Raw genomic sequence first — 25,068 nt, 5'->3', positions numbered from 1 at the left:
TTCAGAAGTTCTTCCGGAAGGCCGTCCAGGTTCCCCCCGGTCTCTTCCAGTTTTGGTTCCGTTTTCAGTGCCTTCCGTAAGGCGCTCAGATAGAATACCACTCCACCCCTACTTTGTCAACACCCTTTTTCTGTTTCCCTTAAATTTTTTCCGTTTTCGTCAGCTTCACCAATGCCGCGGCTAATTCCTCATAGGAAAACAGGGCATTGAGCACGGGAAGCATAGCATTGGGAGACAAGTGGGCGGGCAACTCAAGCGCAGACAATAGCTGCTGCCGCAGCGTGGCGGCCTCCGGCCGTCCGGACAGCCCCAAAGCAAAGAGGTCCGCCTTGGTGATGGCTCTGACCGGAGAAGCCTTTTCCGTTGGCTGATCCAGAAAGGTGGCTCCCGCCTGGCGGAGAGCCTGCTCCAGCACCTCTGGACGCATTCCCTCCACTCCCAGTTTACCCTCTTTGCCTGGCGTCCGCTTGCGGCGTTCCTTGCCCAGGATATCAGGTACATAGGCGTGCTTAATCAGGTGAGGCGGAATACTGCCCTTGAGGAAGTTGCGGATGACAAAACCCGCTCCGTCCGGGTCAGTGAGTATGATAAGGCCACGCTGCTCCGCCAACCGGCGAAACAGCGCCAGCTTTTCCCTGTTGTTGAAAATCCCAAATCCGGAGGTCTCCAGAATCACGGTGTCCACCAGCTGGGACAAAGCGTTTTTGTCATACCGCCCCTCTACAATGATGGCTTCTTTGACGCGCAGCATCTCAGCTCCAACGGCGGCAGGCATAGCCGGCAAACCAACCCTCGCCCAGCTGCTCCGTATACAGCACGCCGGGGTGAGCGTTCCCCTTCCAGGGCTGCACAGGCACGTCTAGCCGCTCCATAGGCTGGCTGGACACCCAGGCCACCGCTTCCCCACTGGACAGCGTCACGGTCACCGCGCCATCCTCCACGCGCACGCTTTCCATCGCAGCACCCTCCAGGGGCACGGGGCCCAGAGCATCAGAGGGCAGCTCTCCGGCCTCGGCGGCGGTTCGCAGGGCTTTCAGTTCGTCTCTTCGGATAGCCAACAGGCGCCGCGCCTCACGGCGCACCAGCTCCACTCGGTTCTTCCGGCGGTCTGCGGTAAACAGCCAGCCCACAGTACCTGCGGCAGCCGCCGCAACCACACCCAAGATCACACCTTTTTTCATACAATTACGCTCCTTTCTTCACAGCCAGCTCCATGAGCAGGCCCGTCAGCAATTCTTCTCCATCTGCTCCGGTGGACTTCATAGCCAAATCCACCTGAGCACAGCGGATCACCGCCCGGCGGCACCAGCCCAGGGAGAATCGCCGGGCCGACTGCATCAGCCGCTCCGCCGGATAGGCAGAACGCATCTTCCAAAGCTCCACCAGATACCGGCTGCCCTTTTTCTGCTCCAGAGCCAGCCGGGCGGTGTACAGCTGCCGCAGCTGCTTGCCCAGGATGGCCAGCAGATTGATGGGCCGCTCCTGCATATGGTACAGATCTCCCAATACCGAAGCCGCTTTGTCAAAATTCCCGGCGGCGATGGCGTCGGTCATATCAAAGACCACCGCGTCCAGCTGGGGGGTGGCCACAGCGTCGATGTCCTGCCGGGTCACCCGCCGGTGGGAAGCGTAGGCCCCCACCTTGCTGATCTCCGAGATCAGAGTATGCATCAGATCGCCGCACTTAAAAATCAGGTATTTGGCCTCCTCGGTCCCAATGTCGTGGTCCAGCGCCTTGAACCGACGGGCGATCCAATCCACCAGATCTCCCTGTTCCTGCCGGTTAAAGGCCACTACGCACCCCTTTTCTTTCAGCACGCCGGCCAGCTTGGTGCGGGCATCCGCTTTATAGGCGATAAGATCGTAGACAAACACCAGGCACACATACTCAGGCAGTTCCTTCAGCAGTGCCGTGAGTCCCTCCTTATCTCCCTTGAAGAGGTCGTGGTCGTTGACCACCACCATGGTACGTTGGCTCATCATGGGCAGGCAGTCAATGAACTGGGCCAGCTTTTTCAGGTCAAACTCCTTCTCGTTGATCACATGGTAGTTGAAGTCCTCCATACCGGCAGGGAGCAGCCTCTTCTTCATCTGCCCCAGATAATGATCCCGGAGATAGGCCTCCTCTCCGTGAAAGACGTAGAGATTCCCCAGCGCGTTTTCCTTCAGCTGTTTCTTTAATTGTTGGAGGGCCGTCGTGTCCGGCCTGGCTTTTACCGCCATAGTATCCTCTCCTTATTCCGCAGTGATGGTGACGGTACCCGACCAGTCGGTACGATAGATCTCGCATCCCGCCAGAGTCAGACGCTCCAATGTCTCAGCAGCGGGATGGCCGTATGTATTATACCCCACGGAAATCACCGCCAGCTCAGGGGCTGCTGCCTGGAGCAGAGTCTCCGAGGAGGCATATTTGGAGCCATGATGGCCCACCACCAGCAATTCTATGTCGGGCAAGGCGCCGTATTTCACCAGCCGACCTTCCACCGTATCGTTCATATCTCCGGTGACCAGAAGATCGAAATCCCCTGCCGTTCCCAGGATGGACAGGCCCTCTTCGTTGCTCCCACCGTCTCCCAATGGGGGATAGATGGTCAGCAGGGCCTCTCCCAGCTCCGCCCGGGCCCCATCGGATACCAGCAGAGTCTCCACCCCACCGGCTTCGGCGGCCGCCAGCACCTGGGCCCGCAATGGGCTGTCCGGCTCCACGTCAGGGAGGATGAGCAGCCCCACCTCCATCCGCTCCAGCAACTGGGGAATGCCCGAAGCGTGGTCGTCGTGGTAGTGGGTGAGGATCACCAGGTCGATACGGCTCAGGCCCATGGCCTGGAAGTGGTCGGCAGCCACCTCCCCGGCGTCATAGCCGCCGCAGTCGATGAGGGCCGTCTTGCCCTTGGAGTAGAGGGCCACACTAAGCCCCTGGCCCACGTCCAGCACCGATACCGACAGCCGGCCGCCGGTGAGAGCGGCGGCCTGGAGCACCAGCGCCAGGCAAAGTCCCGCCAGGCTGAGGCATACCGGCAGCACAGGACGGCCCCGGCGGCCCCGCCACAGCAGCCATAGGAAAAGCAATCCATAGGTCAGGGCCATCCACAGCCCCAGGTACACCGAGGTGGTGGATACCGAGGCAAAAGGCAGCCCCGACAGGCCGGACACCAGCCACAGCAGGTACCACACCGGCAGGGAGGCCACCCACCCCAGCGCCGTCCCCACCGCCGGGAGGACAAGCCCCGCCAGGGCGGTCATCAGCCCGCCCAGGAAGGCATAGGACACCGCCCACAGGGCCAGCAAGTTGGTCAGTGGGGAGATGAGGGAGACGGTACCGAAATACCAGGCCATCAGGGGCGTGGTAAACACCATGGCGCCCAGTGTAGTGGCCAGGCTGGCGAAGAAGAGCCGGGCGCACCGGTTTCTCAGTCTGGGCCAGAAGCCCTTAGGCTTATGGGGCAGTTTATCAGTCCACCTCCGGTTCAAGAACCCGGTGAACAGGAAGATCCCCGCTACAGCGGCAAAGGACAGCTGGAGGGACACACTGGCCGCGGCGTAGGGGTTGAACATTAGCAGGAGCATGAGCACCGTGGCCAGGGCGGTAGGCGGGTCGTTCTCCCGGTCCACCAGGGGGGCGATGAGCAGCAGCGCCTGCATACAGGCCGCCCGGGTCACCGAGGGGGTGTTGCCAGCAGCGGCGGCAAAGAAAAAGAGCAGGCCAATGGTCACCGCTGCCGACAGCCGCCTTCGGCAGCCCAGCAGTGTGGCAATGAAACCGGCCAGGAAAGACACATGGAGGCCGGACACGGCGATGACGTGGGCCAGGCCGGAACGGCGCAGGGCGGCATACTGACTCTCAGGCAGGCCGGTCTTGTCCCCAGTGAGCAGAGCGGTGACCAGAGGGGCTGTGCTGTCCGGGAAGCAGGAGGCCACGCTGTCTTTCAGGGCCTTGCCGAACCAGGCGGGCAAAGCCCACAGGGGGACCGACTCCGCCGGTTTGGCGGTCCACGCCTCCCCAGCGTTGGCAATGAGCAGAACTCCCTTGGCGTAGTAGTAGTTTGAGGGTTCCCCCGCCAGGGTATCCGCCATGCGGAAGGAGGCGGTCACCTCCAGCCCGTCGCCGGGCCGCAGATCCTCCGCCTCCGCTCCGCTTACATAGAGCAATGTTCTGATCCCGCCGTCTCCCTCCGGGAAGAGCTTCACCAACAGCGAGATACTGTAGTCGTTCTCCTGAGGCCAATCCAGTACGGTGGCGGCCACCGTCCCTTCTGTCCCCGCCAGCCGCTGGGCAGGCGCCCGGACCAGGGCGCTGTACACCCCTGTCCAGCACAGGCCCAGTGCCAGGCCAAAGCCCAACAGCAGCACCCGCAGCCGCCAGTTGCCCCGGACAAACAGCCCGGTCAGTCCCGCCAAGGCGCACAGGGCCCCTGCCGGCAGGAGCATCGCCTCCGGCAGCAGGTAGACCGCTCCAAACACCGCCCCGGAACAGGCGGCGGCAAACCAGGCCAGCTTACGCACAGAGGCTCACCCCTGACTGGTTTCTTTCTTTCTCAGGAAGGAGAATTTGGTCTCGGAACACACCACCGCCACAAAGATGAGGGCAAAGCCTATAAACATCAGGACGGTAGGCCGCTCATCGGCAAAGATAATAGAGAACACCACGCCAAAGGGCGCCTCCAGGGACAGGAGGACAGCCGCGGTTGCGGGGGCAGTGTACTTCTGCCCGATATTCTGAAAGAGCAGGGCGCCCGCCGAGGCAAAGACCACCAGATAGGCAAGACCAAAGATCAAATCCTGGTCAAAGACCTCCGGGGACACCGGGGCACCGGTAACCAGCACCCCGATCCAGGAAAACAGTGCGAAGGAGGCGAACTGGATGGCGGTAAGGATGAAGATATCCCGGCCCTCAGAGTACTTGGCCACCGCCACGATATGGCAGGCAAAGAAGAATCCGCCCACCAAGGTGAGTATGTCGCCCAGGTTGACGGCAGACGCGCTCTCTCCGGTGACCGACACCAATCCAATGCCCACGATACAAAGCAGGGCTGCCAGGATGTTATACCGGTCGGGCCGCCGCCGGGCGATAGCCCAATAGAGGAAGGGGACGATGACGCAGTATACCGCAGTCAGGAAGGCATTCTTCCCCGGGGTGGTACGCTCCAGGCCAAAGGTCTGGAATGCGTAGGCCACAAACAGGCAGAAGCCCATGACGGTGCCGCCGACGAGATACTGCTTGTCGCACACCTTCCACCGGGGCAGAAAGACCACTGCCAGCACCAGGGCGGCAAAGGTGAAGCGGATGGCCAGCAGCCAGAAGGTGGGCAGCACATCCACACTGCTTTTCATCACCACAAAGGAACTGCCCCAAATAATGGTGGCCAGGATGATCAGGGGGGTGGCAAACTTGGCCAGGGGGCTGGTGGTTTTGTTTGGTTGCATGGTTGTACCTCTCCTTTTCCTATGGTAAAATGGTGGTCAAAACGGACGGGGGTGGCTGGATTGGGCAAATTGAGCCGGGATTTCTTTGACCGGGACACGGTAACGGTGGCCCGGGAGCTGCTGGGCAAATATCTGGTGCGGATGTGGCAGGGGAAGGCGCTGGCGGGGCGGATCACCGAGACTGAGGCCTATGTGGGACGGTGTGACAAGGCCTGCCACGCCTATGGGTATAAGCGTACCAGCCGAACCGAAACCCTGTTCGCCCCTCCAGGCACCGCCTATATCTACCTGATCTACGGCATGTACCACTGTCTTAATTTTGTCACCGAGCCGGAGGGAGAGCCAGCCGCTGTGCTCCTCCGGGGTCTGGCCCCGGTGGCGGGGACGGATACCATGAGCCTGAACCGATTTGGCAAGCTGCCTGACGGCCTGACATCCTATCAGAAAAAACACTTTCTGGATGGTCCCGGTAAGGTGTGCGGGGCGCTGGCCCTTACCCGGGCCCAAAACGGCCTGGATCTGTGCGGAAATGAGCTCTTTTTATGGGACGACGGCGGGCCGCCCCCGCCCTTCCACACTGGTCCCCGGGTAGGCATCGACTACGCCCAGGAGGCCAGAGATTTCCCCTGGAGGTTTTATGTATGATCCTGTTTGACTTTGACGGCACTCTGGTGGACTCCAACGGGGTGTGGGAAACGGTGGACAACACCTTCCTGGCCCGCCGGGGTCTGACCCCCACCCGGGAATACAGCGAGACGGTGGGCCACTCCATCTTTCCCGTGGCCGCCCGGTTCACCATCGACTACTACCGCCTGGACACCACCCCGGAGGCGGTGATGGCCGAGTGGACCGAGCTGGGCCGGGAGGCCTACCTTTGCCAGGTCCCGCTGAAGGAGGGAGCGAAGGAATTTCTGGACCAATGCGCCCGGCAGGGAGAGGCGCTGGTCCTCCTCACCGCCTGCGTACCGGAGTTCTGCACCGCCGCCCTGAAGCGGCTGGACATCGCCGGATATTTCAGCCAGGTGATTTTTGTCCAGGAGCTGGGGCTGCTGAAAAAGGACCCGGAAACCTACGGCAAGGTGCTGGCCCCGCTGGGGGCGGCCCCGGCGGACTGCACCTTCTACGAGGACTCCCCCGGGGCCTGCGCCGCCGCCAAGGCGGCGGGGCTGACGGTGGTGGGGGTATATGATCCCTTTTACGCCCACTACGAGGGCCAGCTGCGGGAGCTGTGCCACCGGTATATCAGGTCCTTTACCGAGCTTCTGTAGGGGCGGGCATTGCCCGCCCTTTTATTTATCCTTTTTTCATATACTGAGCGGCGGATTTCAGCATCAGCTTTTTGGTGCCCACCTTGTCGAAGGCGATCTCCACCAAGGCGTCCCCCCCCATGGGGGTGAGCTTGGTGATGAGGCCGCCGCCGAAGGCCTTATGCTGCACAGTGTCCCCTACCTTGAAGTCTCCGGCCGGGGCCCTCTGTCCGGCGGCGGCGGCAGGTGCGGCAGATGCCGTTCCCATAGAGTAGCCGTGGTCGAAGGTACGGCGCACCGGGGCGGTCCTGCGGGCGGGCCGTTCCCCCTCTCCCCGCTCGCCGTAGGGCAAGCGGCCCGACTTTTCCACCAGCTCCGGAGGGATCTCCCCCAAAAACCGGGAGGGGCGGTTAGAATTGGTGCGGCCAAAGAGCATTCGCTGGGAAGCGCAGGTCATATACAGCTTTTCCTTGGCCCGGGTCATGGCCACATAGCACAGCCGCCGCTCCTCCTCCATCTCCTCGGGCTCACCGATGGCCCGGATGCCGGGGAAGATGCCCTCTTCCACCCCCACCACAAAGACCACCGGGAACTCCAGGCCCTTGGCCGAGTGCATGGTCATCATGACCACACAGTCCTCGTTGGGGTCATGGCTGTCCAAATCAGTGTACAGGGCGATCTCATCCAGGAAGCCCGCCAGGGAGGGCTCCTCCACCGCGTTGTCCAGATAGCTCTGGATGGAGGAGAGCACCTCGTGGACGTTCTCCAGCCGGGTGCGGTCCTCCACGGTATTCTTCTGCTCCAGCATGGCGGCGTAGCCGGTGCGCTGGACCAGTTCCTCGTAAAAGTCGGGCAGGGGCATCTCCTGGCTCAGCTTCCGCAGCTCGTCCATCATCTCGGCAAACTGACCCAGCTTGGGCGCAGCCTTGCTCAGCTCCTCCCACTGTCGGGGACGGCTCACCACCTCCCAAAGAGAGAGGCCCTGGGTGTGGGCAATGTGCTGGGCCCGCTCGATGGTGGTGGTCCCGATGCCCCGGGGGGGATTGTTGATGATGCGGGCCAGTCTCAGATCGTCTCCCGGATTGTTGACGGCACTGAGGTAGGCCACCATGTCCTTGACCTCCGCCCGATCGAAGAACCGGATGCCGCCGATGATGCGGTATGGGATGCCGTTGCGCTTGAAGGCCTGCTCCAGCTGGTTGGACTGAGCGTTCATCCGGTAGAGCACCGCATGGTCCTTCCAGGCCCGGTGGGCGGAGTAGCCCGCCAGGATCTGGGCGGCCACATACTGGGCCTCCTCGTGCTCGTTGGAGGCGGTGTAGCACTGGAGCTTCTCCCCCTGGTCATGCTCAGTCCACAACTCCTTGCCCTTCCGGCCCTCATTGTTTTTGATGACCGCGTTGGAGGCCTCCAGGATATTCTTGGTGGATCGGTAATTCTGCTCCAGCCGGATGACCCGGGCTCCCTTGTACTGCTGCTCAAAGGAGAGGATGTTCTCAATGGTGGCCCCCCGGAAGCGGTAGATGGACTGGTCGTCATCCCCCACCACGCAGATGTTCTCATACCCCCCCGCCAGGGTGGAGGCCAACAGATATTGCAGGTTGTTGGTGTCCTGATACTCATCGATGAGGACATAGCGGAACTTCCGCTGGTAGTAGGTCCGCACCTCCTCATATTCCCGGAGGAGGCGCACGGTGTCCAGGATGATGTCGTCGAAATCCAGGGCGTTGGCCTCCTTCAGCCGCCGCTCGTACTCCACATAGATCTTGGCCATTTTGATGAGACGGAAATCGCCCCCCTTCTCGCACTGCTCCAGATAGTCCGTCCCGGACAGCATGGCGTCCTTTGCCCGGGACAGGTAGCCCAGGACGGTGCGGGCGGAAAAGGTCTTTTCATCCAGGTTGAACGCCTTGACGATATCCTTCACCACCCGCTCGGAGTCGGCGGTGTCGTAAATGGTAAAGGAACGTTCAAAGCCAAGCCGGTCAATGTCCCGGCGCAGGATGCGCACACAGGCGGAGTGGAATGTGGAGGCCCACACGTCGTTGGCCTCCGGCCCCAGCATCCGCTCCAGCCGGTCCTTCAGCTCTCCGGCGGCCTTGTTGGTAAAGGTGATGGCCAGGATGGACCAGGGGGCCGCCGGCTCCAGCCGGCACAGCTTCTCCTGCCGCTCCTTTTTCTCCGGGGCAGGGTTGGCCACATAGTCCTCCAGAAAGGCCAGATCCTCGCCGGTGACCCAGGCGGGCACCTCGTCGGAGTCGGCCCCCCGGCCGTATTTGATCAGGTTGGCGATACGGTGGATGAGCACCGTGGTCTTCCCGCTGCCCGCCCCCGCCAACAGCAGCAGGGGCCCCTCAGTAGCCAGGGCAGCCTTCTGCTGCTCCGGGTTCAGGTTGCCGAAGTCCATCTGGATGGCAGCCCGGCGGGCCTTACAAAAGCGCAATTCCTCTTCCTGATGTAACATAATATACGCGATCTCCTTGGCAATGGGGGAGCCGCCCACAAGTGGACGGCTCCTCAGGTTGTACCTCTATTGTATCCAAAACCACGGGCCAGGTCAACCATTCCCCAGGGGATTCTTTTGCACCTGGCGTAGAGTCGAGGGCTTGTGGTATCATAACACCATCAAAATAAAATGGGAGGTCTCCCTATGCGCCATTTCGCCTTTCGATCCCCCCGGCTGGCCTTTCTGCCCGCCGCCCCCGCTCTGGCCCGGCCGGTGGCCGCCTTTTACCACCGCAACCGGGCTGCCTTCGCCCCCTTTGAGGCGGTGCGGGAGGATGCCTACTTCACCCCGGCGGGCCAGGCGGAGCAGCTGGCCGCCGATCTGACCCAGGCGGAGCAGGACCTGCGCTACCGCTTTTACGCCGTGCAGCCCCGGCATCCCGGCAAGGTGGTGGGCATGTTCTGCCTGGACTGCGTCATCCGCGGGGCCTTCCAGTCCTGCTTTATTTCCTATAAGACCGACCCCACCCTGTGGGGCCAGGGCTACGGCACCGAGGGCATCCGGGCTCTGACGGACTGGGGCTTTGCCAACCTCCGCCTCCACCGGATCGAGGCCAACATCATGCCCCGGAATCTGCGCTCCCGCCGGGCGGCGGCCAAGGCTGGCTTCCGGGAGGAGGGACTGGCCCGCCGCTACCTGAAGATCAACGGGGTGTGGGAGGACCATATCCACATGGTGAGGCTCAACGAATCCCCAGATTTGTAACACAGAAGGGGCGCGTCAAAAGGCGCGCTCCTTGCCTATTTTACCATGGAAAACCGGTAGGCCTCCTCCACCCAGCCCATAAGAGTGTCGTCCACCTCCTCCAGGGCAGTAAGGAGCACATGATGGGTCCACCGGTTGGGATAGGGCTCCACTGCCTGGACGATCCGGGGGTCCTCCTTCCGGTAGGACAGGCCAAAGGAGAGCAGCAGGTAGACCTCCGGCCACCCCTTCTTCCGCCAGGGCAGAGACACTCCGGCGAACACATAACGGTTGCGCAGGGTAATCTGGGTCTTGCCCACCTTGGCGGTACAGTCCAGACCGGCCTGGTCCAGCCGGTCCCGGAGCGCCACATAGACGGGGAGCATTCGGGGAAACTTGTCAAAAAACAGCAGCTCGGCGTCGGTCACTTGCCGTCCCTCCCTGTTCCGGCCTTACGGTCTTTTCCCCAGTATATCCCGTCCGTCCCTGGAACGCAAGGGTCAGCCGCCCGCCAGCCAGTGCTGGAACCCCTCCCACAGCTCCATGGCTTTGAATTTTACCACATAGCCTTCGCTTTCCCCGGTAACCAGGGAAACCTGTTCTTGGGAAAACCCGGATGCCAGGGCGGTCTGGGCAGTGGTCTCGCTCACCGCCCCCAGGCAGAGGGGCGGAAAGACCACACACCACCAGTTCTGGCCATCCCCCTCCCCAATAACGATGCGCAGAGCAGTATACTCCCCGGCGGGGAGCGAAAAATCTGTGTACTCCTTGGTGGGGAACCAGCAATCATCCTCCAGGGATGCGGTCACCGGGTAATCAAATCCCGCCTTAGCCACCACCTCGGCCCCGGTGCGGGCCAGCTCCTCCAGGTGGTCAGCGAGGATAGCCCTCGTCTCCTCCAGGGTGGCCTCCGGGGTAAAATACCGCTGGGCCGCAGCCAGGATCTCATCCCGCACCTCCAGCTTCAGGGTCTGATCGGCCTCCGAGTCGGAGTTGGCCAGCACATGGAGCCGGATTACCTGATCGGCCAGAGCGGCCTGTCCCCCGTCCAGCCAGGCGCCTGTCAGCGCCGCGATGGCCACCCCCAGCAGCAGGGCCAGCTCCCACCGGCGCAGTTTTTTCCCTTGTTCCATAAAAAATCACCGTCCACAATGGTTTTCTTCCATTGTGGACGGTGTTTTCCATTTCTATACCTGTTCCATCAGATCTCCCACGGTCTCCGTCAAAAAGGTCTCCCGGTATAACTCGCTCAGGGCGTTCCGGGCCCCTTCCGCCTCCTCCAGCCGGTCAAACAGGCCGAACACGGTAGGACCGGTACCGCTCATGGAGGCCCCCAGAGCCCCATGCTGGATCATCACATTCTTGATACTGTCGATCTCCTGGGCCCGGCGTGGAGGAAGCACATCCTCAAAGACGTTGTACATCCGTCGCGCCACCTCTGGTAAATTCCCCCGCTCCAGGGCGGCCAGCAGGCCGGCAGTATCGGGGCGGCGGCGGATACGGCAGCCATCCAGGGCTTTGAACAGCTCCGGAGTAGACACCGAGAAGGCGGGCTTGCACAGCACCACATGGCAGGGTGGCAGGGCTGGCAGCGGAGTAAGGAGCTCTCCCCTGCCCTCAGCCAGGGCGGTGCCGCCCCCTACACAGTAGGGCACATCGGAACCCACCAGGGCCCCGACCTCCGCCAGCCGCCGGCCGGACAGGCCCAAATCCAGCAACCGGTTGAGCCCCCGGAGGACGGCAGCGGCGTCGGCGCTGCCTCCGGCCATCCCGGCGCACACCGGAATGGCCTTGCGCAGCCGGATGGATAGCCCACCGTGGTCCGCTCCGGTGGCCTCACACAGGCGCAGGGCGGCGGCGGCAGCCAGGTTGTGTTCGTCAGCAGGGAGAAAGCCCAGGTTGGTCTCCATCCGCAGGGGCTTGCCGGTTCCGGTCTCCAGCCGGATGTGGTCGGTCAGGCCCACGGTCTGCATGACCATGCGCATATCATGGTAGCCGTCGGGCCGCTTTCCCAGCACATCCAGAGACAGATTCAGTTTGGCGTAGGCCTTGACCTCTATGGCGGGCATGGGGCACCTCCTGTTTATCGGATCTTTCGGGCCTCCAGGTAAAAGCGTTTGTCGTGAGCTCTTCCCACAGAGAAGGTCTTGCGGGGCAGAGCCCCGTCGTGGATTACTGAGGGGAAGAGCTGCTCCTTTCCCATGGCAGGCAACAGGAACACCAGGTTGCCCGGCCGGGCGGCCAGGGCACGAGCCACGTCGGCTCCGTGGATGTAGTCCATCCGGGCTCTGTGCTCCTTCACATACTGATCCAGGAAGGGCTGAAGGGTACCCACCTCCAGATGGGCGGTGGGCTTGGGCACGGTGACCGCCCCGCTTTCACCGGCATGGAGGTAACGGAGCACATGGCCCTCCCCCTCTCCCCGGAAAGCTCCAGGGAAGGCGGCCAGCAGGGCCTTCACCACTTCCTCCGGCTCCACGCCGAAGAGGACCCGGTGAATGGCCTCAAACTCCAGGGCGGGATCATGGAGATTCACCAGCTCGCACAGGGCGAACCGGGCGGGCAGGCTGTCCCACTGCTCCCTGGGAACCAACCGCTTCTGCCGCTCATAGCACTCCTTGGCAGTAGCCAGGGAGTGATTGCCGTCACCCACGGCGAATGCCATCACCGGCTCATCCCCGTGCTTGGCGTGGAAAGCCGTCGGATCCGCCAGAGCGGCCAGGGCTGCGGCCACCTGGGCCAGGCTCTCCTCGTCCAGTCTCCAGCCGGTGATGTGGCCGCCCCGCTCCATCAGGTCGAAGTCATACACCAGCTCCATGTGCTCCTTCCGGGCGATCAGGGGCTCGATAACGGTTTTCATGGGGTCGTCAGCCAGCAGCATCACATGGGGCAGCTCCAAGGGAGCGTTTTTCCGCACCGCCACCCGGGGCGGGATGCGGGACATAACGGTGCCCTCGGTGGCCCGAACGGCGGTGGCCGAGCCGGGCTCGTAGTCGTACTGCTCCAGATCCACCATGCCCACCAGGCCCCGGCGGACCTTCAGGTTATCCAGCCTCCGCTCCACATAGATCATGCTCTGGGGAAAAGCCTTGAACCGGTTCTCCCGGAGGTAGCGGGTCATGGTGTTGTTCACATCCATGATATCGGTCTCCACATTGGGACCCTCCAGACAGCCCTCCGGCAGGATGAGCCGCAGGGTGGAGGGGGCGGAACCCACAAAGTTCTCCACCCGCTGCCAGTAGTCCGGCTGGGAGGTGTACTGGTCGCAGGCCACTACCGACCACTTATCGTAATCACAGTCCCGGGGCAGCAGAATATCCGCCGGCCGGAAGGCCAGTCCATCAAATTGCCGCAGCATATCTCTCACTCTCTTCCCGTCTGAACTCAGGCCATTGCCTTCCGAATGGCGGCCAGCAGGTCGCCGAACTCCTCATAGGCGGGCAGCTCCGGATGGTCGGCCTTGATCTGGTCGGTGCTCTTGAAGAGGAACCCGGCCTTGCTGGCCTGGATCATGCCCAGGTCGTTGAAGCTGTCCCCGGCGGCAATGGTGTCATAGCCCATGGACTGGAGGGCCTTCACGGTGGTCAGCTTGGACTGAGGGCAGCGCATCTGGAAGCCGGTGATGACCCCGTCAGGGGCCACCTCCAGGGTGTTGCAGAACAGGGTGGGCCAGCCCAGCTTTTTCATCAGGGGCTGAGCAAACTGCTCAAAGGTGTCGCTGAGGATGATGACCTGGGTAAAGGACCGCAGCTCGTCCAGAAATTCCTTGGCGCCAGGCAGGGGATCGATGGTGGCGATGGTGTCCTGGATCTCCTTCAGGCCCAGCCCCCGCTCCTTCAGCAGGTCCAGGCGGAAGCGCATCAGCTTATCGTAGTCGGGCTCGTCCCGGGTGGTGCGGCGCAGCTCCGGGATGCCGGTGGCCTCAGAAAAGGCGATCCAGATCTCGGGGACCAGGACCCCTTCCATGTCCAGACAGGTGATGTACATGGCGCTACCTCCTTAAGCCTGCTCTCTGGCCTGCTTTTTCTTCAGGTTGGTGAGGAAATTGTCCATCCGGGTCAGTGCCTCGGCGATGTCCTTCATAGAGGTGGCGTAGCAGCAGCGGACAAAGCCCTCGCCACCGGCGCCGAAGGCGGAACCGGAGATGACGGCCACCTTCTCCTCCATCAAAAACCGCTCGCAGAAGTCGTCGGAGGACAGGCCGGTGGGCCGGATGTCGGGGAACACGTAGAAGGCGCCCTTAGGCTCAAAGCAGGGCAGGCCGATGCGGCGCAGGCCCTCCACCAGGTAGCGGCGGCGGCCGTCGTACTCGTCCCGCATGTGCTCGATGTCCTTGTCACCATTGCGCATAGCCTCGATGGCGGCGTACTGGCTGACGGTGGGGGCGGACATGATGCCGAACTGATGGAGCTTGAGCAGCTGCCCGATGATGGGGGCGGGCCCGCAGACGTAGCCCATGCGCCAGCCGGTCATGGCGTGGCTCTTGGAGAAGCCGTTGACCACAATGGTACGGTCATACATATCGGGCAGGTTGGCCATGGACACATGGTGCTGACCGTAGGTCAGCTCGGCGTAGATTTCATCGGAAAGCACCATGATGTCGGTGCCCCGCAGCACGTCGGCAATAGCCTCCAGGTCCTCCCGGCCCATGATACCGCCGGTGGGGTTGGAGGGGAAGGGGAGCACCAGCACCTTGGTGCGGGGGGTAATGGCTGCCCGCAGCTGCTCGGGGGTGAGGCGGAACTCGTTCTCCGCCTTCAGCTCCACGTACACCGGGGTGCCCCCGGCCATGGAGGCCAGGGGGCCGTAGCACACGAAGGAGGGCACGGGGACGATGACCTCATCGCCGGGATTGAGCAGGCAGCGCAGGGACAGGTCGATCGCCTCGCTGCCACCCACGGTGACCACGATCTGGCTGGCGAAGTCATATTGCAGGTCAAACCGCCGGCTCAAGTAGGCGGCGATCTCCCGGCGGAGTTCCGCCATACCGGCGTTGCCGGTGTACTTGGTGAATCCCTTCTCTAGGGAGTAAATGCCGGCGTCCCGGATGTGCCAGGGGGTAACGAAGTCGGGTTCGCCGATGCCCAGGGAGATGGCGTCCTTCATCTCCTCCAAAATATCAAAAAAGCGGCGGATCCCGGAGGGCTTGACCTCCTGGATACGCTTGCTCATTATCTCCTCGTAATTCATGAGAAAATCAACTCCTTCGGCTGTTTCTCCTGCTTCTCAAAAATCAGGTGCTTTTCCTTATATTTATGCAGGATAAAATGGGTGGCGGTGCCCGTCACATCCTCCAGGGGGGACAGCCGCTCCCCCACGAACTGGGCCACTTCCTTCAGGGTGCGGCCCGAAATAATGACGGTCAGATCGTAGGCGCCGCTCATCAGGTAGACGCTCTCCACCTCGTCGTACTGATAGATCCGCTCGGCCACCCGGTCAAAACCGGCTCCCCGCTGGGGGGTGACCTTCACCTCGATGAGGGCGGTGACCGCCTCCCGGTCGGTGCGGTCCCAGTCCACGATGGCCTTATAGCCCAGGATGATCTTTTCATCCTCATAGCGTTTGATCTCAGCCTTGACTTCCTCTAGCGACATGTCGGCCATGGAGGCCAGCTGCTCAGGGGTCAGGGTGCAGTCCTCTTCCAAAAGCTGGAGCAATTTCATGCTGTGCTCCCTCCTTATATTGATTCAGAATGGCAGGCCAGAAAAGCCTATAATAGCATATTATATACTGCGGGTCGCTGAAATACAATAGCACGGATGGAAACTTACACCCATCCAACCGCTGGATTTCCATGCAAAAAGCCCGTCCGGCACAGCCGGACGGGCCTCTGTCAAAAAGTGGCCAAGCCACTTTTTTGAGTGGAATGCAGTCTGCTGCATGCAGGTTTTGTCCACCTGCGGCATACAAAACCCACACTTGCAGCCTGAGCAGTGTTTTCAGCCACGCACATGTCGCGGCTGAAAACAGATTGACTTTTTTCGTACCTGCGGGCACGAACTCTGCGAGGCTCCCCGGGAGAGGTTTTTCGACCGTCTGAGATTACACCACGCCCTTGCGGACGTTGACCACGAAGTCCTGGACATTGGTAACGATGGTACGCACGGACAGGGATCCCCGATCCCGCAGCTTGTTCACCGCGAACTCGGAGATATCCACCGAGTAGAAATACACCGGACGTACCACTCCGTCCACCACCCGATAGGAGGGGGTCATATTGCCGGTAGCCACGGTATGGAGGGTGGAGGCCATACAGATGACGGTGGTGGCCTGGCGCACCAGGGCCCGCATGGCATCCTGACCTGCGTACACATTGCCGTACACCTCAGGCAGGGGGCCATCGTCCCGGACGGAGCCCACCAGCACATAGGGCACATCGTGCTTCACACATTCATAGATGATACCGTCCTTCACCTGACCAGACTGGATAAAGGCGGCGGTGGAGCCCGCCAGCCGGACGGCGTTGATGGTGTCGATGTGGTTATAGTGGCCGTTGGGCATACTCCTCTGAGTATAGATGTCCTGGCCCAGGGCGGTGCGGAGATAACCCGCCTCCAGGTCATGCGTGGCCAGGGCGTTGCCCGCCAGCAGGCCGTGGACATAGCCCGCCCGTACCAGAGCGGCAAAGGCGTCCCGGGCGTCATGGTCGAAGGCGCATGCCGGGCCCATGACCCACAGGATGCGGCCGTGCTCCTTCTCGTGGCGGAGCAGCTCATAGATAGAGTCATAGTCCATGGAATAGGCGGTCTCCCGGGACCGGCCCTGGCGGAAGGAGAAGGTCTCCTGCTCTCCCTTGTCCTCGTCCTCAAAGCCGTCGGCGTGGACATAAATGCCCTGGGAGCCGTCCTCTGTGCGGCCCACCACCACCGGTTCCCCTTCCTTCAGGTTGCGGAACTCCACCGCTTCCATTTTGCCGTCGCGGAGGACCGCCACGCAGTCCATACGGCTGTCCTCCACCAACAGCCAGCGGCCGTCTACCTTGAAATATTCCGGGAAAATGCTGGTGGCATGGTACTGCTCAGGGGCTACGCCGTCCCGGGGCGCTGGGGCAAAGACAGCGTCAGGGGCGTTCTGAAAACGGGCCTGGTCAAACTGGGGGGCGTGGTACACAGGCAGGACAAAGCTCATGGGGATCAGAACTCCTTTCCGTTATTCTGACCCCATTGTACCATGACCCATACCGGAGGTAAACCCTTCTTTTACAGATCCTTTTTGATGCGGTTTATGGCATTTTTCTCCAATCTTGACACCTGAGCCTGGGAAATACCCACCTCGGCAGACACCTCCATCTGGGTCTTGCCCTCAAAAAAGCGCATGCGCAGGATTTTCTTCTCTCGATCGGTAAGCCGCTCCATGGCCTCCTTCAGGGCAATGTGCTCCAGCCAGCTTTCGTCGGTGTTTTTGGAGTCCTTCACCTGATCCATGACGCAGATGGTGTCCCCGCCGTGCTCATACACTGGCTCATACAGGGAAACCGGATCCAAAATGGCATCCAGGGCGAACACCACATCCTCCCGCTTCAAATCCAGTTCCTTTGCGATCTCTTCCATACTGGGCTCCCGCTGGTGCCGGTTGATAAAGGCCTCCTTTGCCTGGAGCACCCGGTAGGCGGTATCCCGCATAGACCGGGACACCCGGAGAGAGGAGTTGTCCCGGAGATATCTCCGGATCTCCCCCACGATCATCGGCATGACCTGACCCTTGGGGAAAACCGGTCAGGAGGACAGGAAGGTATAATAAACCTCTACTCTGGGCCCCTCCACCACGATGCGCTCCACGCAGTCCCGCAGCACCGCCTGCCGTTCCCCATCGGTAAGACCTGGCCACATCTGACCGATGGAGGCGGCCTGCGCCCGGAGCTGGTCCAGCCGGGCGGCCCGTCGTCGGCTTTCCGCCTCGGCGGCCCGCTCCTCCTCCAGCATCGCCAACTGCCGCCGGGCCTGGCCGATCTCCTCCTCCAGCACCGGGTCGCCTCCGGTGGCGTACAGCCGGTACAGCCGCCGCAGCCTACCCTCCTGCGTACGCAGCTCCTCCTCCAACCGAACCAAGGGGTCTGGCGCTTTCCCAGATTCCTCCTCCAGCCGGGCGGAAACCTGGAAGAGGTCGGCCAGAACCGCTTCCTCCAGTTCCTGAGCCCATACCGCCGGGGCGTCGCAGGGCCGTTCTCCCGCCATGTAGGCCTTGGAAGGATCCTGACCATAACACCGCAGCTTGTAGCCCCGTTTCCCCCAGCGGATATACCGCATCCGGGCCCCGCAGCGGCCGCAGTATACCAATCCGGTCAGCAGATGACCGCTGTCCGGAGCGGCCCGGCACTTCCGGCCTCGCTCCTTTAGCTTATCCTGCACCAGGTAGAACAGCTCCTCCGGTACGATGGGCTGGTGGCGGCCCTGGTACTCCTCTCCCTTGTAGGAGATCAGGCCGATGTTGCTCTTGCGGGTGAGGATCCGGGTCACCAGTCTGTCGTGCTTCAGCCCCAGCAGCTGGGCGATCCGCCGGGGGGACCATCCTTTCAGATAGAGCTCGTACATCTGCCGCACCTTGGGCGCGTCGGCATTGGGCACCAGGATCCCGGCCACTGGGTCGTAGTCGTAGCCAAAGGGCACCCCGCCACCCCCCATCCAGTATCCCTGGCGCACCCGCTCCACCATGCCCATTCGGGTACGCAGGTAGATGTTCTCCCGCTCCAGCTGGGCAAAGGCGGACAAAATGCCGATCATGGCCCGGCCATACGGGGTGGAGGTATCAATGCTCTCATTGAGGGAGATAAAATCCACTCCGTTGGGGAGAAACACGTCCTCAATAAGATAGAGGGTATCCTTCTGGCTGCGGGAGAGCCGGTCCAGCTTGTACACCACCACCGTGGCCACCCTGCCTTCCCGGGCGTCCGTCATCAGCCGGGCCATCTCCGGCCGGTCCAGATTGCTGCCACTGTACCCGCCGTCGGTGTAGCACTGCCAGTTGTCCCACCCCATGGCCTGGCAGTAGGCCTCCAGCCGATCGGTTTGGGCCTGGATGGAATAGCCTTCCTCCGCCTGGGCCTCGGTGGACACCCGAATGTAAAGGGCCCGCAGAGGGCCCTTCTCCTTATTCAAGGCTTCCCTCCGGGTCGGGCGCCGCTGGCGTCTCCCGGGCGGCCAGCTGCCGGGCCCTGGCCCGGGCCAGCAGCCGGACCAGACCGGGATTATCCACCGGCTGCCGGGGCAGCTCCTCCGCCGGCGCTCCGTTTACATACCGTTTGATGACCATAGCTCCACCTCCTCTCCCAAGTATGGTCGGAGAATCGCCGGCTTAACCCTCCTTCGCACACCGGACAGCCATGGCTTGCAGACGCTCCATGGAGTCCACTAACCGGTATCGGGCCCTGATCCGTTCCTGAACAAACAGGGGCAAATCCTCAAAATAGGCCTGAGCCCGGGGCTCATGGCGGAACAGAGCGTAGAGATCCATACTGTAAGGGCGCATCCTATCACCTCGCGGAATAGGATGCGCCCTTTTGTCAGAAAATATGGATCTGTTTAAAACTTCCAGGCCTGTTTCAGCCGTTCCAGAGCGGGAGCCATGTCCTGAGGGGCCACCTGGGTGTAGCCCAGAATGAGAGCGGGCTGACGGTCTCCGGGCGGAGGCGTCAGATCGCAGTCCGACAGAGGAGATACCCCCACCCCCACTTCCGCCGCCCGGGCGGCCAGCTCTTTCTCCTTCCACCTTCTGTCCATCCACAGCAGCAGGTGGAGCCCGGCGTCTCCCCCGGAAAAGGAACCCACCCTGGTCAGGCCGGTATCCCGGGCGGCAGCCAGCAGGGCCTCCCTCCGGGCCTTGTACCGCAGGCGGCTACGGCTGATGTGCCGTTCAAAGTGACCCCCCTCCATAAATTTGGCCAGGGCGTACTGCTCAAAGGAGGGCACCGTGGAGGCATAGAACCAGAACTCCCGCCGCCAACGCTCCAGCAGCTGGGGCGGCAACACCATATAGCTGATCCGCAGGGAGGGAGCCAGACTCTTGGCAAAGGTGTTCAGGTAGATGACCCTGCCGCTCCTGTCCATGCTCTGGAGGGCGGGGATGGGCCGTCCGGAAAAACGGAACTCGCTGTCGTAGTCGTCCTCCAGGATATAGCGGTCCTCTCGCTGGGCAGCCCACCGCAGCAGAGCCTGCCGCCGGGCGGCAGGCATAATGATGCCCAAGGGGAAATGGTGAGACGGGGTGACGTGGACAATCCCAGCCCCGCTGTCCTCCAGGGCGTCCACCCGCAGGCCCTGCCCGTCCAGGGGAATGGGCTCCACCGCCGCTCCGCAGCTGGTAAGGATGCGATGGGTCTTGGTGTAACCTGGATTTTCCACTCCGTACCGGCTCTCCCGGCCCAGCAGCTGCACCAACAGACTGATAAGCACCTCCGATCCCGCCCCTACCACGATCTGGGCCGGATGGGTCCGAATGCCCCGGAACCGGTAAAGATGGCTGGCAATGGCCTGCCGCAGCTGGGGCACCCCCTGGGGATGGGGGGTGTCCAGGAGGGAGGCTTCCTGCTGGGAGAGCACCTCCCGCATAAGCTTGGCCCAGGTGGCAAAGGGAAACAGACCGGTGTCCACCACGCTGGTGGAAAAGTTATACCGGAATTGGGGGCGCTGGGGCTCCGTAGGCGGCAGGGGCAGACTGCCCGCCGCCGGAGTGGGCGGAGCCTCCGCCGCCTGGACAAAAAAGCCCCGCTTGGGTACAGACTTGAGGTAGCCCTCCGCCAGCAGCTGGCTGTAAGCTCCCTCCACTGTCACCACGCTGATCTTCAAATGGGCAGCCAGGGCCCGCTTGGAGGGCAGCCGCTCCCCCACCGCCAGCCGTCCCTCCTGGATTTCCCGCCGGATATGGCGGTAGAGCTGTTCATACAGGGGCATGGCCCCGCCGTTGTCCAACATAGGCGTCAGCATACGCTTCCTCCTGATCTGATGCTTTTCTTCTCCCACCATACCAGACGCAAGGTCAGAACGCAAGAGGGATCAAAGTCCATCGAATCCCGTCCCACGATAAAAAATATCCCCCCACCTCCGCCCGTATGAAAGCCAGGTCCCGGGACATACTGAGTCCAGACACAGAGACAAGGAGGCGGAGCCTGTGCAGGGCAAGGTGGAGATCTGCGGGGTGAACACATCCAAGCTGAAGGTGCTGAAAAACGAGGAGACCATGGCCCTCCTCCGGCGGGTAAAGGAGGGGGATATGGAGGCCAGAGAGCAACTTATCGCCGGCAATCTGCGGCTGGTGCTATCGGTGATCCAGAAGTTTTCCAACCGGGGAGAAAACGCCGACGACCTGTTCCAGGTGGGATGCATCGGCCTTATTAAAGCCATCGACAACTTCAATACCGATCTGGACGTGCGTTTTTCCACATACGGCGTGCCGATGAAGGTGGTATTGTGGAAAACCACGCGGGTATACGGGTCCAACCTTGCATTGGGGGTAACACCATGATACAATCATCATCAGAAACCCCACTGTATACACAAAGGAGTCGATCCCTATGGAACTGACAAGAGAACAGGCCCTGGAGCTTCTGAAGGCCTACAACAAGGAGCCCTTTCATCTCCGCCACGCCTTTACGGTGGAGGCCGTCATGGGTTGGTACGCCAAAGAGCTGGGCTACGGCGATGAGGCAGAGTTCTGGTCCACCGTGGGCCTGCTCCATGACCTGGACTTCGAGCAATACCCTGAGGAGCACTGCGTGAAGGTCCGGGAGATCATGGAGGAGAAGGGGCTGGACCCCGCCCTGATCCACGCTGTGGTGAGCCACGGCTGGGGCCAGACCGGCGGAGACGCCCAGCCGGAGCATCAGATGGAGAAGGTGCTCTTCGCCGCCGACGAGCTCACCGGTCTCATCGGTGCCGCCGCCCTCATGCGCCCCTCCAAAAGCGTCCAGGACATGGAGCTGTCCAGCCTGAAGAAAAAGTACAAGGATAAGCGGTTTGCCGCCGGCTGCTCCCGGGAAACCATCGCCCAGGGCGCCGAGCTGCTGGGCTGGGAGCTGCCACAGCTGCTGGAGCGCACCCTCCAGGCCATGAAGGACTGCGAGAGCGACATTGAGGCCCAGTGCCAGGGGATGTGACCACCCAAATACCTAAATACAGGAAAAGGCCTGCCGATTTGATACGGCAGGCCTTTTTCAGAGCGTTTCTTTGCTTACTTGCCCACGATAGCGGCGGTATCCATGGCGATCATGAGCTCCTCGTCGGTGGGGATGAGCAGCACCTTCACCTTGGAATCGGGCGCGGAGATCACGGCCTCCTTGCCCCGGACGTTGTTGGCCTCAGGGTCCATCTTCACGCCCATGTACTCCAGCCCGGAGGCGGCGCCCATGCGGGTGTTGCCGTCGTTCTCGCCCACGCCGGCGGTAAACACAATGGCGTCCACTCCGCCCATGGCGGCGGCGTAAGCGCCGATATACTTCTTCACGCTGTACTGGAAGGCCTCCAGGGCCAGGGCGGCCTGCTGATTGCCCTCGTGAGCGGCGGTCTCAACATCACGGAAGTCGGAAGACACGCCGGAGATACCCAATACGCCGGACTTCTTGTTGAGGACGTTCATCATTTCCTTCATGTCCCAGCCGTACTTGTTCATGAGGTACTCCATGATACCGGCGTCCAGATCGCCGGAGCGGGTGCCCATGGGCAGGCCGGCCAGGGGGGTGAAGCCCATGGTGGTGTCCACACTCTTGCCGCAGTCCACGGCGGCGATGGAGGAACCGTTGCCCAGGTGGCAGGTGATGATCTTCAGCTCCTCGATGGGCTTGCCCAGCATGGCGGCGGCCCGAGCGGACACATAGCGGTGGGAGGTGCCGTGGAAGCCATAACGGCGGACCTTGTCCTTCTCATAGTACTCATAAGGCAGAGCGTAGATATAGCTCTTGGCGGGCATGGTCTGGTGGAAGGCGGTGTCGAACACACCCACCATAGGCACGCCGGGCATGACCTTCTGGCAGGCCTGGATGCCGGTGATGTTGGCGGGATTGTGGAGAGGGGCCAGGGGGATGCACTCCTCCAGCGCGGCCATGACCTCGTCATCGATGAGCACGGAGGAGGCAAACTTCTCGCCGCCGTGCACCACACGGTGACCCACGGCGTCGATCTCGGAGGCGTTCTTGATCACGCCGTGCTCGGCGGACAGCAGGGCGTCCAGCACGGCCTGGATGGCCTCGGCATGGGTGGGCATGGGGATCTCGAACTCGTATTTGGCGTCCTTGGCGGGGATCTTGTGGGTCAGGCGGCCGTCGATGCCGATCCGCTCGCACAGGCCCTTGGCCAGCACCTCACGGGTGGCGGGGTCCATGAGCTGATACTTCAGGGAGGAGCTGCCTGCGTTGATGACCAGAACTTTCATGGTTCTATCTCTCCTTACATTGCTTTAAACTGTGGCTTGAGCGCCAAGCGTTCCCGTAGTACAATAGGAGCACATATTCGCTTTTTATTGTATCCCTTTTTCACCCAAAGGACAATGCTAAAATTGAACGAAACAGTAAAATTTTTTAATTTGTTTCTGGAGGAACCTTTATGACCGCTGCCGGCGTTATCGCGGAGTATAATCCATTTCATCTGGGCCACGCCTGGCAGCTGGCCCGGACCCGGGACAGGCTGGGAGATGAGACCGGCCTGGTGTGCGTCATGAGCGGGCACTGGGTCCAGGGGGCGGACTGTGCCGTGGCTGACAAGTGGACCCGGGCGGGGCTGGCCCTCCGGGGGGGCGCCGACCTGATACTGGAGCTGCCTACCCCCTTTGCCCTGTCCTCAGCGGAGTCCTTCGCCCGGGGCGGCGTAGCCCTGCTGGAGGCCACCGGGGTAGTGGACGTTCTCTCCTTTGGCAGCGAATGCGGCGATATAGACCAGTTGGCTGCGGCCGCCCGTATTCTGGATGGTGCCGACTACCGCCGGCGGCTGAAGGAGGCGCTGGCCCAGGGCCTGTCCTTTCCATCCGCCCGGCAGGAAGCCGCGGGCTGTCCCTGTCTGTCTGCCCCCAACAACAACCTGGGGGTGGAGTATCTCCGGGCCCTGAACGCCCTGGGCAGCGCCATCCGGCCCATGACCGTCCCACGCCGGGGGGCGGGCCACGGGACGGCGGAGGTGGAAGAGGGCTTTGCCTCGGCCACCCAGATCCGTCGTCTGCTGCGCGGGGGCCAGACCGGGCAGGCCGGAGCTCTGCTTCCTCCCGGCACCCTGGACATGCTGGGGGAGCCCTCCTCCCTGACCTGGGTGGAGCGGGGCATACTGGCCAGGCTTCGTACCATGACGGCGGCGGACTGGTCCGCCCTCCCCGACAGCGGAGCGGCGGAGGGTCTGCCCGACCGGCTGGCAAACGCCGCCCGGCAGGCCCGCTCCCTGGAGGAATTCTATTCCCTGGCCAAAACCAAACGATATACCCACGCACGGCTGCGGCGGCTTGCCCTCTCCGCTTTTCTGGGGATAGGAGGCGACCGTCCCGCCCTGCCTCCTTATGTGCGGGTACTGGGCTTTAACCGCCGGGGACAGACCCTGCTGCGGCAAATGAAAACAGCCTGCGCCCTTCCCATCCTGACAAAGCCCGCCCAGGCCAAAGCCCTCACCGGCCAGGCCCGACAGGTCTTTGAGGCGGAGTGCCGTTACACCGATCTGTACGGGCTGTGCTTCTCCACCCCCAGGCCCTGCGGCCTGGAGTGGACCTCCAGCCCGGTGGTGGACAGGGGCATATGAGCTTCTCTCCATGTAAAAAGGTCCGGCAAGCAGTTTATTCCGCTTGCCGGACCTTTTTTACCTGTGTTTTGTGTCAGCCCTCGGTAAGAATGTCGGACAGGTCCATGGGAGTGGCGTCGCTCCACAGCCGCTCCAGATCATAGAACTGCCGGGCTTCTTCATTAAAGATGTGAACCACCACGGAGGAGAAATCCAGTAGGATCCAGATGCCGCCCCGGTGGCCCTCCACATGGTGGGGGGGCTCCCCGGCGTCCTTGAGCATCTTCTCGCACACATCGGCCAGGGCCTTGATCTGGGTGGTGGATGTGGCAGAGCACAGCACAAAGTAATCGGCCAGGGTAGTCAGGTGCCCAGTCTCCAGCACCTTGATATCCTGCCCTTTTTTGCTGTCCAGGGCTTTGACGGCGGTAATGGCGATCTCTTTGGGGGTCAGCATAGCGATCTCTCCTTTACTCCACCGGCTCCATACCGGGGCCGATGTCAGGTTGGGTGTCCGGCTGGGGGG

25 protein-coding genes and 2 pseudogenes are annotated in these 25,068 nt (G+C 62.1%); 6 read left to right on the top strand and 21 right to left on the bottom strand.

Annotated features, from left to right (window positions below):
• Positions 1-139: 139 nt before the first annotated feature.
• From H6B51_RS10985 to H6B51_RS10965, 5 genes are read right to left on the bottom strand one after another with little or no spacing between them, the layout of a single operon-like run.
• Positions 140-751: a ribonuclease M5 gene (locus H6B51_RS10985; protein WP_204883733.1), complete on the bottom strand. Its 612-nt coding sequence runs from the start codon at positions 749-751 to the stop codon at positions 140-142.
• 1 nt (position 752) lies between these two features.
• On the bottom strand, positions 753-1,181 hold the full coding sequence (locus tag H6B51_RS10980) for a toxin-antitoxin system antitoxin subunit (protein ID WP_204883732.1): 429 nt from the start codon (positions 1,179-1,181) through the stop codon (positions 753-755).
• Positions 1,182-1,185: 4 nt separating this feature from the next.
• Positions 1,186-2,223 (bottom strand): DNA polymerase III subunit delta, encoded by a 1,038-nt coding sequence (gene holA, locus H6B51_RS10975; protein ID WP_204883731.1) that lies wholly within the window; start codon positions 2,221-2,223, stop codon positions 1,186-1,188.
• 12 nt (positions 2,224-2,235) lie between these two features.
• Positions 2,236-4,503, bottom strand: coding sequence for a DNA internalization-related competence protein ComEC/Rec2 (locus H6B51_RS10970; RefSeq protein WP_204883730.1), 2,268 nt, complete (start codon positions 4,501-4,503; stop codon positions 2,236-2,238).
• A 6-nt stretch (positions 4,504-4,509) separates the two neighbouring features.
• Positions 4,510-5,424 carry a DMT family transporter gene (locus H6B51_RS10965; protein WP_204883729.1) on the bottom strand — a complete coding sequence of 305 codons (915 nt, stop codon included), beginning with the start codon at positions 5,422-5,424 and terminating at the stop codon, positions 4,510-4,512.
• A gap of 21 nt (positions 5,425-5,445) precedes the next feature.
• Between H6B51_RS10965 and H6B51_RS10960 the strand changes: the two genes are divergently transcribed.
• Positions 5,446-6,069, top strand: coding sequence for a DNA-3-methyladenine glycosylase (locus H6B51_RS10960; RefSeq protein ID WP_204883728.1), 624 nt, complete (start codon positions 5,446-5,448; stop codon positions 6,067-6,069).
• Positions 6,066-6,692 carry an HAD family hydrolase gene (locus tag H6B51_RS10955; protein ID WP_204883727.1) on the top strand — a complete coding sequence of 209 codons (627 nt, stop codon included), beginning with the start codon at positions 6,066-6,068 and terminating at the stop codon, positions 6,690-6,692. The genes H6B51_RS10960 and H6B51_RS10955 overlap by 4 nt, the downstream gene beginning before the upstream one ends.
• A 25-nt stretch (positions 6,693-6,717) precedes the next feature.
• Here the strand turns inward: H6B51_RS10955 and H6B51_RS10950 are convergent, their stop codons facing one another.
• Entirely contained in the window at positions 6,718-9,135 is a 2,418-nt protein-coding gene (locus H6B51_RS10950) for an ATP-dependent helicase (RefSeq protein WP_204883726.1), read from the bottom strand.
• Between the two features lie 186 nt (positions 9,136-9,321).
• Here H6B51_RS10950 and H6B51_RS10945 point away from each other — a divergent pair, with 186 nt between their 5' ends.
• A complete protein-coding gene (locus H6B51_RS10945; protein WP_204883725.1) occupies positions 9,322-9,882 on the top strand; it encodes a GNAT family N-acetyltransferase in 561 nt (186 codons plus the stop codon).
• 35 nt (positions 9,883-9,917) lie between these two features.
• Here H6B51_RS10945 and H6B51_RS10940 read toward each other — a convergent pair whose 3' ends face one another.
• The 13 genes and pseudogenes from H6B51_RS10940 to pdxR all read right to left on the bottom strand — a co-directional run bounded on the left by H6B51_RS10940 (position 9,918) and on the right by pdxR (position 20,780).
• Entirely contained in the window at positions 9,918-10,289 is a 372-nt protein-coding gene (locus tag H6B51_RS10940) for a DUF5655 domain-containing protein (protein WP_204883724.1), read from the bottom strand.
• 72 nt (positions 10,290-10,361) lie between these two features.
• Positions 10,362-10,994: a stage II sporulation protein R gene (gene spoIIR / locus H6B51_RS10935; RefSeq protein WP_204883723.1), complete on the bottom strand. Its 633-nt coding sequence runs from the start codon at positions 10,992-10,994 to the stop codon at positions 10,362-10,364.
• A 54-nt stretch (positions 10,995-11,048) separates the two neighbouring features.
• The gene (gene ispE, locus H6B51_RS10930) at positions 11,049-11,930 is read right to left on the bottom strand and encodes a 4-(cytidine 5'-diphospho)-2-C-methyl-D-erythritol kinase (protein WP_204883722.1); all 882 of its coding nucleotides are present in this window, start codon (positions 11,928-11,930) and stop codon (positions 11,049-11,051) included.
• Between the two features lie 14 nt (positions 11,931-11,944).
• Complete coding sequence (locus tag H6B51_RS10925; protein ID WP_204883721.1) at positions 11,945-13,219, bottom strand: DUF1015 domain-containing protein; 1,275 nt, start codon at positions 13,217-13,219, stop codon at positions 11,945-11,947.
• Between the two features lie 26 nt (positions 13,220-13,245).
• Positions 13,246-13,848, bottom strand: a complete 603-nt coding sequence (thrH, locus tag H6B51_RS10920) for a bifunctional phosphoserine phosphatase/homoserine phosphotransferase ThrH (protein WP_204883720.1) — start codon at positions 13,846-13,848, stop codon at positions 13,246-13,248.
• Positions 13,849-13,860: 12 nt separating this feature from the next.
• Positions 13,861-15,051: a pyridoxal phosphate-dependent aminotransferase gene (locus tag H6B51_RS10915; protein WP_204883719.1), complete on the bottom strand. Its 1,191-nt coding sequence runs from the start codon at positions 15,049-15,051 to the stop codon at positions 13,861-13,863.
• Entirely contained in the window at positions 15,048-15,524 is a 477-nt protein-coding gene (locus tag H6B51_RS10910; RefSeq protein WP_204883718.1) for an Lrp/AsnC family transcriptional regulator, read from the bottom strand. The genes H6B51_RS10915 and H6B51_RS10910 overlap by 4 nt, the downstream gene beginning before the upstream one ends.
• A gap of 379 nt (positions 15,525-15,903) precedes the next feature.
• Positions 15,904-16,989, bottom strand: coding sequence for a putative NPN-dependent ornithine cyclodeaminase (locus tag H6B51_RS10905; RefSeq protein WP_204883717.1), 1,086 nt, complete (start codon positions 16,987-16,989; stop codon positions 15,904-15,906).
• Positions 16,990-17,060: 71 nt separating this feature from the next.
• A pseudogene (locus H6B51_RS10900) lies at positions 17,061-17,552 on the bottom strand (sigma-70 family RNA polymerase sigma factor); the annotation flags it as partial.
• A gap of 24 nt (positions 17,553-17,576) precedes the next feature.
• Positions 17,577-18,956: a recombinase family protein gene (locus H6B51_RS10895; RefSeq protein WP_204883716.1), complete on the bottom strand. Its 1,380-nt coding sequence runs from the start codon at positions 18,954-18,956 to the stop codon at positions 17,577-17,579.
• Positions 18,949-19,110 carry a hypothetical protein gene (locus H6B51_RS10890; RefSeq protein WP_204883715.1) on the bottom strand — a complete coding sequence of 54 codons (162 nt, stop codon included), beginning with the start codon at positions 19,108-19,110 and terminating at the stop codon, positions 18,949-18,951. The genes H6B51_RS10895 and H6B51_RS10890 overlap by 8 nt, the downstream gene beginning before the upstream one ends.
• A 42-nt stretch (positions 19,111-19,152) precedes the next feature.
• The gene (locus H6B51_RS10885) at positions 19,153-19,311 is read right to left on the bottom strand and encodes a hypothetical protein (RefSeq protein WP_204883735.1); all 159 of its coding nucleotides are present in this window, start codon (positions 19,309-19,311) and stop codon (positions 19,153-19,155) included.
• A gap of 68 nt (positions 19,312-19,379) precedes the next feature.
• Positions 19,380-20,780, bottom strand: coding sequence for a MocR-like pyridoxine biosynthesis transcription factor PdxR (gene pdxR / locus H6B51_RS10880; protein ID WP_204883714.1), 1,401 nt, complete (start codon positions 20,778-20,780; stop codon positions 19,380-19,382).
• Between the two features lie 184 nt (positions 20,781-20,964).
• Here pdxR and H6B51_RS10875 point away from each other — a divergent pair.
• A pseudogene (locus H6B51_RS10875) lies at positions 20,965-21,258 on the top strand (sigma-70 family RNA polymerase sigma factor); the annotation flags it as partial.
• Between the two features lie 109 nt (positions 21,259-21,367).
• Complete coding sequence (locus H6B51_RS10870; protein ID WP_204883713.1) at positions 21,368-21,949, top strand: hydrolase; 582 nt, start codon at positions 21,368-21,370, stop codon at positions 21,947-21,949.
• Between the two features lie 74 nt (positions 21,950-22,023).
• Here the strand turns inward: H6B51_RS10870 and H6B51_RS10865 are convergent, their stop codons facing one another.
• Positions 22,024-23,220 (bottom strand): acetate/propionate family kinase, encoded by a 1,197-nt coding sequence (locus tag H6B51_RS10865; RefSeq protein WP_204883712.1) that lies wholly within the window; start codon positions 23,218-23,220, stop codon positions 22,024-22,026.
• 170 nt (positions 23,221-23,390) lie between these two features.
• Here H6B51_RS10865 and H6B51_RS10860 point away from each other — a divergent pair, with 170 nt between their 5' ends.
• Positions 23,391-24,563: a tRNA(Met) cytidine acetate ligase gene (locus tag H6B51_RS10860; RefSeq protein ID WP_204883711.1), complete on the top strand. Its 1,173-nt coding sequence runs from the start codon at positions 23,391-23,393 to the stop codon at positions 24,561-24,563.
• Positions 24,564-24,636: 73 nt separating this feature from the next.
• Here the strand turns inward: H6B51_RS10860 and rsfS are convergent, their stop codons facing one another.
• Entirely contained in the window at positions 24,637-24,996 is a 360-nt protein-coding gene (rsfS, locus tag H6B51_RS10855; RefSeq protein WP_204883734.1) for a ribosome silencing factor, read from the bottom strand.
• Positions 24,997-25,068 lie beyond the last annotated feature (72 nt).

Source organism: Pseudoflavonifractor phocaeensis, from assembly GCF_016901955.1.
In the GTDB taxonomy this organism is placed as follows: domain Bacteria; phylum Bacillota; class Clostridia; order Oscillospirales; family Oscillospiraceae; genus Flavonifractor; species Flavonifractor phocaeensis_A.
This window is presented reverse-complemented; position numbering and strand designations above follow the sequence as displayed.